Raw genomic sequence first — 1,128 nt, forward strand, 5'->3', positions numbered from 1 at the left:
TTCTCTCTTGAATGTATCCTGAGTACGGCGGAACACGTGAAATTCCGTCGGAATCTGGGAGGACCATCTCCCAAGGCTAAATACTCCCTAGTGATCGATAGTGAACCAGTACCGTGAGGGAAAGGTGAAAAGCACCCCGGAAGGGGAGTGAAAGAGATCCTGAAACCGTGTGCCTACAAATAGTCAGAGCCCGTTAATGGGTGATGGCGTGCCTTTTGTAGAATGAACCGGCGAGTTACGATCCCGTGCGAGGTTAAGCTGAAGAGGCGGAGCCGCAGCGAAAGCGAGTCTGAATAGGGCGTTTAGTACGTGGTCGTAGACCCGAAACCAGGTGATCTACCCATGTCCAGGGTGAAGTTCAGGTAACACTGAATGGAGGCCCGAACCCACGCACGTTGAAAAGTGCGGGGATGAGGTGTGGGTAGCGGAGAAATTCCAATCGAACCTGGAGATAGCTGGTTCTCCCCGAAATAGCTTTAGGGCTAGCCTTAAGTGTAAGAGTCTTGGAGGTAGAGCACTGATTGAACTAGGGGTCCTCATCGGATTACCGAATTCAGTCAAACTCCGAATGCCAATGACTTATCCTTAGGAGTCAGACTGCGAGTGATAAGATCCGTAGTCAAGAGGGAAACAGCCCAGATCGCCAGCTAAGGTCCCAAAGTGTGTATTAAGTGGAAAAGGATGTGGAGTTGCTTAGACAACTAGGATGTTGGCTTAGAAGCAGCCACCATTTAAAGAGTGCGTAATAGCTCACTAGTCGAGTGACTCTGCGCCGAAAATGTACCGGGGCTAAATACACCACCGAAGCTGCGAATTGATACCAATGGTATCAGTGGTAGGGGAGCGTTCTAAGTGCAGTGAAGTCAGACCGGAAGGACTGGTGGAGCGCTTAGAAGTGAGAATGCCGGTATGAGTAGCGAAAGACGGGTGAGAATCCCGTCCACCGAATGCCTAAGGTTTCCTGAGGAAGGCTCGTCCGCTCAGGGTTAGTCAGGACCTAAGCCGAGGCCGACAGGCGTAGGCGATGGACAACAGGTTGATATTCCTGTACCACCTCTTTATCGTTTGAGCAATGGAGGGACGCAGAAGGATAGAAGAAGCGTGCGATTGGTTGTGCACGTCCAAGCA

General features: G+C 51.2%; 1 rRNA gene. It reads left to right on the top strand.

The features are described from left to right. Positions 1 to 1,128: ribosomal RNA gene (locus PDL00_RS34670) — 23S ribosomal RNA — on the top strand; the annotation flags it as partial.

This window comes from Bacillus cereus group sp. TH152-1LC, assembly GCF_027710505.1.
Classification (GTDB): domain Bacteria; phylum Bacillota; class Bacilli; order Bacillales; family Bacillaceae_G; genus Bacillus_A; species Bacillus_A mobilis.